The following is a 5,147-nucleotide window of genomic DNA, read 5'->3' as shown; positions in this document are numbered from 1 at the left end:
GATGCCGGCGCTCCCTGACGATCTGCCCTCCCGCGTCCTGGGCGGCTCGCCCGACGCGATCCTGATCTGCGATCCCAAGGGCACGGTGCGATACTGGAACGCCGCCGCGGAGCGAGTCTTCGGCTTCAGCGCCACCGAGGCGCTCGGAGCTTCCATGGATCTCATCATTCCCGAGCGGCTCCGCGTTCGGCACTGGACCGGCTGGGAGGCGACCCTGCGGACCGGCGTCACCCGCTACGGCGAGGGCCAGATGCTCGCCGTGCCGGCGCTCCACAAGGATGGCCGGCAGATCTCCATCGAGTTCTCGATCCAGCTGCTGAAAGGCGCCGGCGGCCAGATCGAGTGGGTGGTGGCGGTGCTCCGCGACGTGACAGAGCGCTACGGCCGCGAGAAGCTGCTACGAACCCGGTTGAAGGCCCTGGAGGCGCAGGCGGCACTGCAAGCGGGGGCCCGCCCCGAGGAAGCCGGGAAAGAAGCAGAACAGCCACCCTCGACGAGCGCACGCGAGTGAATCGGAGACGGCTATGAAACCGAGAATCGAATATGCCAAAGCCGCACCCGACGGCGTCACCGCGATGCGCGGCCTCGAGAGTTATGTCCACGGATCAGGGCTCGAGACCAGCCTGATCGAGCTCGTGAAGGTGCGGGCGAGCCAGGTCAACGGGTGCGCCTACTGTCTCGACATGCATACGAAGGACGCGCGGGCCGCAGGGGAAAAGGAGCAGCGCCTCTATGCGATCGCCGCGTGGCACGACGCGCCGTTCTTCAGCGAGCGCGAGCGGGCGGCGCTGGCCTGGACCGAGGCGGTGACTTTAGTCGGTGAGACCCGCGTGCCCGACGAGGTGTACGAGCTGGCGCGGCGACACTTCGGCGAGAAGGAGCTGGTAGACCTCACGCTGGCGATCGTCGCGATCAACGGCTGGAACCGCCTGGCGATCGCCTTCAGGACGGTGCCCGGCAGCTACAAGCCGGAGCTCAGCCACTAGGGACCGGAGGGCATGGCGGTCGCACCGCTAGGGGGACTCTCCTCCGGCGCCGGATAGGTCAACTTCTCGTCGGCCGTGGCTCGCACACCGGGCGTGAGCGTCGCCCGGACAACTTGGCCAGCTCCCATGATGTGCTCGACGCGCACCCCGCCAGCCAAGAGATAATCCGTGATGATCCGGCGATGACAGCGCCACCACACGGCCTCGGCGCACATGATCGCGCACCGCTCCTCGCGAGCGAACGCGCGCAGCGCATCAAGGCCGGCGCGGAATGGCTCGGTCTCGGCGTAGTCAGCGTAATTCCGGAACGCCGCGACGCGCCAGTACAAATTGTGCGAGGGTGGCGCGCCTTTACGATGATGACGCCGGCCACCGAGCGAGCGCAGCTGCCGGTAGCCGATGCCGTGGACGGCGAGGGAATCCGGCAGCGTGTCCCCGTTGAACTGTGGCGTTGTCCGCGAGCGCGGAATCGACCGCACGTCCACGAGCAGCGTGACGTCAACCTGCTGCAAGAGCGCCACGAATGCGGCGAGAGTTCGCGTGGAGTGGCCGATGGTGAAAATGGCATCGCCCGCCTGGTGGTTCATCTCCGGAGCTTCGTGAGTGCCGATCCTTTGTGCATCGCGATGTGATCCGTCGTGTCACTCTGGATCTCGTACTGCGGCTCGTCTCTGCTCGCGTGGACGGTATAGCCCTTGAACTTCATGGGCGACGTGATGATGCGATTTATCTTGCCACGCACTCGACCCGCTTCTGAATTCCACGAGACGTGATCTCCACGCTTGAACCGTTTCGTCGTCATCGGCCTCCTCGCGCCCGTGACCCGTGGTAGCTTGGGGCAGCCCCGTCGCCCGCCGTGTCGACGGGCTGCAATACCGCTGACCTGAATCTTAAGGCTGCGGAGCGCAGACGCCAACTTGGAGGGCCGCACGCCACCCGTCCCACGACCGCATCAAGCGCCGCACGTCACGATGCATGAAATTCCGGTCGTTACGCCGTATCGGCTCGACCTTACGGTAAGCGCGCTTCGCCGCATGAAAACGAACCTGGTGGACGTCTACACATCAGACGGCCGCTATCTGCGCGCGCTCGAGGGTCTGGCCGGGCCAGTCATCGTGAGTGTCACGCAGCGGCGCGCCGATGCGCTGGTGGTCTCCGTAAGCGGGAGCGCCGGAGATACCAGGCGGGCGCTCGCGAGCGTGCGCCGGATACTCGGCCTCGACCGCGATCTTGCGGATTTTTATCGGCATGCGCGGGCGATCCCCTGGCTGGTTCGGCTTGCTCGAAGCATGCGCGGCCTCAGGCCGCCACGGTATCCCGCACTGTTCGAGGCGTGCGCCAACGCGGTTCTATTTCAGCAAGTCAGTCTCCATGCGGCGAGCGCGATCATGCGCCGTCTGATTCTCGCCCTCAGCACGAAGGTCGCTTACGACGGCGTGCCTCTCGCCGTGTTTCCGAGCGTGGAGGGATTCCTCGCTGCCGACGATGGCGTGGTCCGCGCCGCGGGCCTGAGCGCCAGGAAACTCACGACCCTTCGGCGCGTAGGAGAAGCGATCGTTACCGGGGCAATCAGCGAGGCGATGCTGGAGGAGCGTTCGAGCGTCGATGCCTCCCTTCTACTCCGCGGCATCAAGGGCGTCGGGCCATGGACGGCTGCGGTGATTTTGCTGCGCGGGCTCGGCCGACTGGATATCTTCCCCGGCAACGACAGCAGCGTCGCCGCGAATCTCGCGCTCGTCGCGGGTGAGAGCGTGAACGTCGGGCCCGTGGTCGAACGGCTGGGATCGCAGTGCGGCATGCTGTACTTCTGTCTGCTGCTCGCGCGTTTGGAGGCTCGCGGCGAGATCGGTCGTGCGTCCGACGTCGCGAGGTAGGGGCTCGCTCCCCGTGCCATCCACGCTTCCTTCACGCTCCGGTGGTCAGATGTTGGCCAGCTCGCCGAAGTACGCGTGATCCTCGCGCGAACGACCTCATCGGTTCACTTCGCCAGGAGTGCTCCAATTTCGACGCCTCGCCTCTGCGCCCAGCGCGATCCGAGCTCCTCCAGCTGGGCGGACGTGAGGATCTGGCTCGCCATCGGGAACAGGGCGTGCTCCTCGTGTCCGAAATGGTGACGCACGGTCTCCACGAGGCGGAGCACCGTACGTTGCGGATCCGGGCGACCTGCCTCTCCTGCGGGCGCGAGGATCTGCCCGAGCAGCGACTCGATCGCCCGGTGCTCGGAGCGCATCGCCTCGACCGGTCCGGCCGGCATTCGACCGCTCGCGACGAGGGCTTCGAACAGCAATTCGTCCTCGAGACCGGCATGGTTCTCGATCGCCTCGGCGAGCGCAAAGGTCGCGGCGCCGAGCTTCTCTTCCGAATACTTAGGCGCGGTCAGTCGCAGCACTTCGAGCTGATGGAGCAGTGCCCCGTGTTCTCCCAACAGCGCACAAAGGATGTTCAACGGCTTCTCCTCCGAAATTTGCATTCTGGGCGGAGACCCGAGCACCACCGCGCCCGGTTCGATCTTCCGCCCTCGCGGGCCGTCAGGGGCGAGTCAAACCGAAGTGCCCGTAGTTCTGGGAGATGAAGCTCCGCCACTTTGCCGGCACTTCCTCCTCTGGGAAGATCGCCTGCACCGGGCAGGCGTCGACGCAGAGGCCGCAGTCGATGCACTCCTCGGGATGGATGAAGAGCATCTCGAGATCTTCGCCTTTGCCGTAGATGCAGTCGACCGGACAGACGTCGACGCAGGCGGTGTCCTTGACGCCGATGCACGGCTCGGTGATGGTGTGGGGCATTGCGCGGGTCCCGGGTTCAGGCGGCCGCGAGCCGGGGGAAGAGAACGTTGTTCTCGAGGTGAATGTGGTGATGGAGATCGGTCTCGAGCGCCTCCAACCCGTGCCAGAGCGCGCTCCAGGTGTTGCAGGCGCCGTCGGGAAGGCGGAAGTCGTCGGTCAAAGCGCGAATCTCCCCCAGCAGGCGACCCACTTCCGTATGGTCGTCGCGGAACGAGGCGACCGCCGGGGCGGCTTCGACGCCACGCTCGAGAATCGGCGGAAAGAGCTCCGCCTCCTCGCTGTCCATGTGCTGCGTGAGGTCGGCTTCGAGTGCCAGAAAGGCTGCCTGGAGCGCGGGCAGCCGCACCGGCTCGCGCTCGCCGTGGACACTGGCGACCTTGCGCACCATGGCTTCGAGGCGCGGCAGCTCCTCGCGCAGAGGTGCGTGGTAGGCGGTGAGGAGGTGCTGCACGAGCTCGTCGAGCGGCGCCTCGTTCCAGTCGGCGCCGGGAGCGGGGGTAGCGGCCAAGGCCGCAGCGATCTCGGCGACGACGGCCTCGGGGTCGAGACCGCGCCGCGCGCAAACCTCGACGAGGGGGATGCCGCCGCCGCAGCAGAAGTCGATGCGGTGACGAGCGAAGACGCGGGTGGCGAGGGGGAAGCTGGCGGCGATCTCGCCGACACGCGATTGCGGAGTGATTTCCATGGCAGTGACTCCTCTGGTGCGGAAGGTTCAGGTGGTGACGGGGTGGATCCGGCCGGAGGCGGATGCGGGTTGGCGCTTGGGGCGCGGCGCGGCAGCGACGGCGTAAGTACACGAGGTGTCGCCGTCCGGCATGAACTGGGTGCGCACGAGCGGTCTTCCCAGGAGCTCTTCGACCAGCTTCATCTCGGCCCGGCAGGGAAGATGCGTGACGGCGACCAGGTCGCGAAGCGGGCAGTGGCAGAGACGAAGCCGGATCGGCTCGCCGCCCTCGAGCGCCGCCTCGGCGAGGAATCCTTCCTGCGACATCGAACGAGCGATCTCATTCAGACGCTCGCCTGCGCCCAGGACCTTCAGGGGACCCGCGAGGATTGCTCGCTTGGCGTCGGTGCGAGCGACGAAGAACTCCTCCAACCGTTCCGGGTGCTCGCTCCTGAGGAGGTAGCGGGCGAGCTCGGCCAGCATCTCGCCCTCGCGACGCGGAAAGAGCGCCTCGCCCTGCGCGCTCAACCGATAGAGCACGTGCGGGCGGCCGGGGCCCCGGCGGCGCACGCCGGAGCGTTCGATCAGCTGTTGTGCGGCGAGCGATTCGAGATGACTCCTCACCGTCTCGCGCGCCACTTCGATTCCGGTCTCGAGCTCGGCGAGCGTGGCCTCGCCGCGGCGCTTCAGGAGCTCGAGGAGCGTCCGCTGGCT

The 5,147-nt window shown here is 66.9% G+C and carries 9 protein-coding genes; 3 read left to right on the top strand and 6 right to left on the bottom strand.

Annotated elements, in window-relative coordinates:
• Nucleotide 1 precedes the first annotated feature (1 nt).
• The gene (locus KBI44_06895) at nt 2–511 is read left to right on the top strand and encodes a PAS domain-containing protein (protein MBP9144193.1); all 510 of its coding nucleotides are present in this window, start codon (nt 2–4) and stop codon (nt 509–511) included.
• Nucleotides 512–524: 13 nt separating this feature from the next.
• A complete protein-coding gene (locus KBI44_06890; protein ID MBP9144192.1) occupies nt 525–986 on the top strand; it encodes a carboxymuconolactone decarboxylase family protein in 462 nt (153 codons plus the stop codon).
• On the opposite strand, the gene KBI44_06885 is transcribed toward KBI44_06890, so the two are convergent.
• Together KBI44_06885 and KBI44_06880 are read right to left on the bottom strand one after the other, a co-directional pair.
• On the bottom strand, nt 983–1,573 hold the full coding sequence (locus KBI44_06885) for a DUF488 domain-containing protein (GenBank protein MBP9144191.1): 591 nt from the start codon (nt 1,571–1,573) through the stop codon (nt 983–985). The genes KBI44_06890 and KBI44_06885 overlap by 4 nt on opposite strands.
• Nucleotides 1,570–1,788, bottom strand: coding sequence for a DUF2945 domain-containing protein (locus KBI44_06880; protein ID MBP9144190.1), 219 nt, complete (start codon nt 1,786–1,788; stop codon nt 1,570–1,572). The genes KBI44_06885 and KBI44_06880 overlap by 4 nt, the downstream gene beginning before the upstream one ends.
• A gap of 232 nt (nt 1,789–2,020) precedes the next feature.
• Here KBI44_06880 and KBI44_06875 point away from each other — a divergent pair, with 232 nt between their 5' ends.
• Nucleotides 2,021–2,860 carry a DNA-3-methyladenine glycosylase 2 family protein gene (locus KBI44_06875; protein MBP9144189.1) on the top strand — a complete coding sequence of 280 codons (840 nt, stop codon included), beginning with the start codon at nt 2,021–2,023 and terminating at the stop codon, nt 2,858–2,860.
• A gap of 104 nt (nt 2,861–2,964) precedes the next feature.
• On the opposite strand, the gene KBI44_06870 is transcribed toward KBI44_06875, so the two are convergent.
• From KBI44_06870 to KBI44_06855, 4 genes are all read right to left on the bottom strand, one after another.
• On the bottom strand, nt 2,965–3,432 hold the full coding sequence (locus KBI44_06870) for a hemerythrin domain-containing protein (protein MBP9144188.1): 468 nt from the start codon (nt 3,430–3,432) through the stop codon (nt 2,965–2,967).
• An 82-nt stretch (nt 3,433–3,514) separates the two neighbouring features.
• On the bottom strand, nt 3,515–3,769 hold the full coding sequence (locus KBI44_06865) for a ferredoxin family protein (GenBank protein MBP9144187.1): 255 nt from the start codon (nt 3,767–3,769) through the stop codon (nt 3,515–3,517).
• Between the two features lie 16 nt (nt 3,770–3,785).
• Entirely contained in the window at nt 3,786–4,454 is a 669-nt protein-coding gene (gene ric, locus KBI44_06860) for an iron-sulfur cluster repair di-iron protein (protein MBP9144186.1), read from the bottom strand.
• 27 nt (nt 4,455–4,481) lie between these two features.
• Nucleotides 4,482–5,147 (bottom strand): DeoR family transcriptional regulator (locus KBI44_06855; GenBank protein MBP9144185.1); only part of this gene is annotated, 666 nt, incomplete at its 5' end.

The sequence above is a fragment of the Thermoanaerobaculia bacterium genome (assembly GCA_018057705.1).
Lineage (GTDB): Bacteria > Acidobacteriota > Thermoanaerobaculia > Multivoradales > JAGPDF01 > JAGPDF01.
Note: the sequence above shows the minus strand (reverse complement) of the source record. Positions and strands in the feature narration are given on the sequence as shown.

Excerpts from the sequence above, each read along its gene's own strand:
- KBI44_06895 (MBP9144193.1), top strand. The coding sequence starts at position 2 with ATGCCGGCGCTCCCTGACGATCTGCCCTCCCGCGTCCTGGGCGGCTCG.
- KBI44_06890 (MBP9144192.1), top strand. The coding sequence starts at position 525 with ATGAAACCGAGAATCGAATATGCCAAAGCCGCACCCGACGGCGTCACC.
- KBI44_06885 (MBP9144191.1), bottom strand. The coding sequence starts at position 1,573 with ATGAACCACCAGGCGGGCGATGCCATTTTCACCATCGGCCACTCCACG.
- KBI44_06880 (MBP9144190.1), bottom strand. The coding sequence starts at position 1,788 with ATGACGACGAAACGGTTCAAGCGTGGAGATCACGTCTCGTGGAATTCA.
- KBI44_06875 (MBP9144189.1), top strand. The coding sequence starts at position 2,021 with ATGAAAACGAACCTGGTGGACGTCTACACATCAGACGGCCGCTATCTG.
- KBI44_06865 (MBP9144187.1), bottom strand. The coding sequence starts at position 3,769 with ATGCCCCACACCATCACCGAGCCGTGCATCGGCGTCAAGGACACCGCC.
- ric (MBP9144186.1), bottom strand. The coding sequence starts at position 4,454 with ATGGAAATCACTCCGCAATCGCGTGTCGGCGAGATCGCCGCCAGCTTC.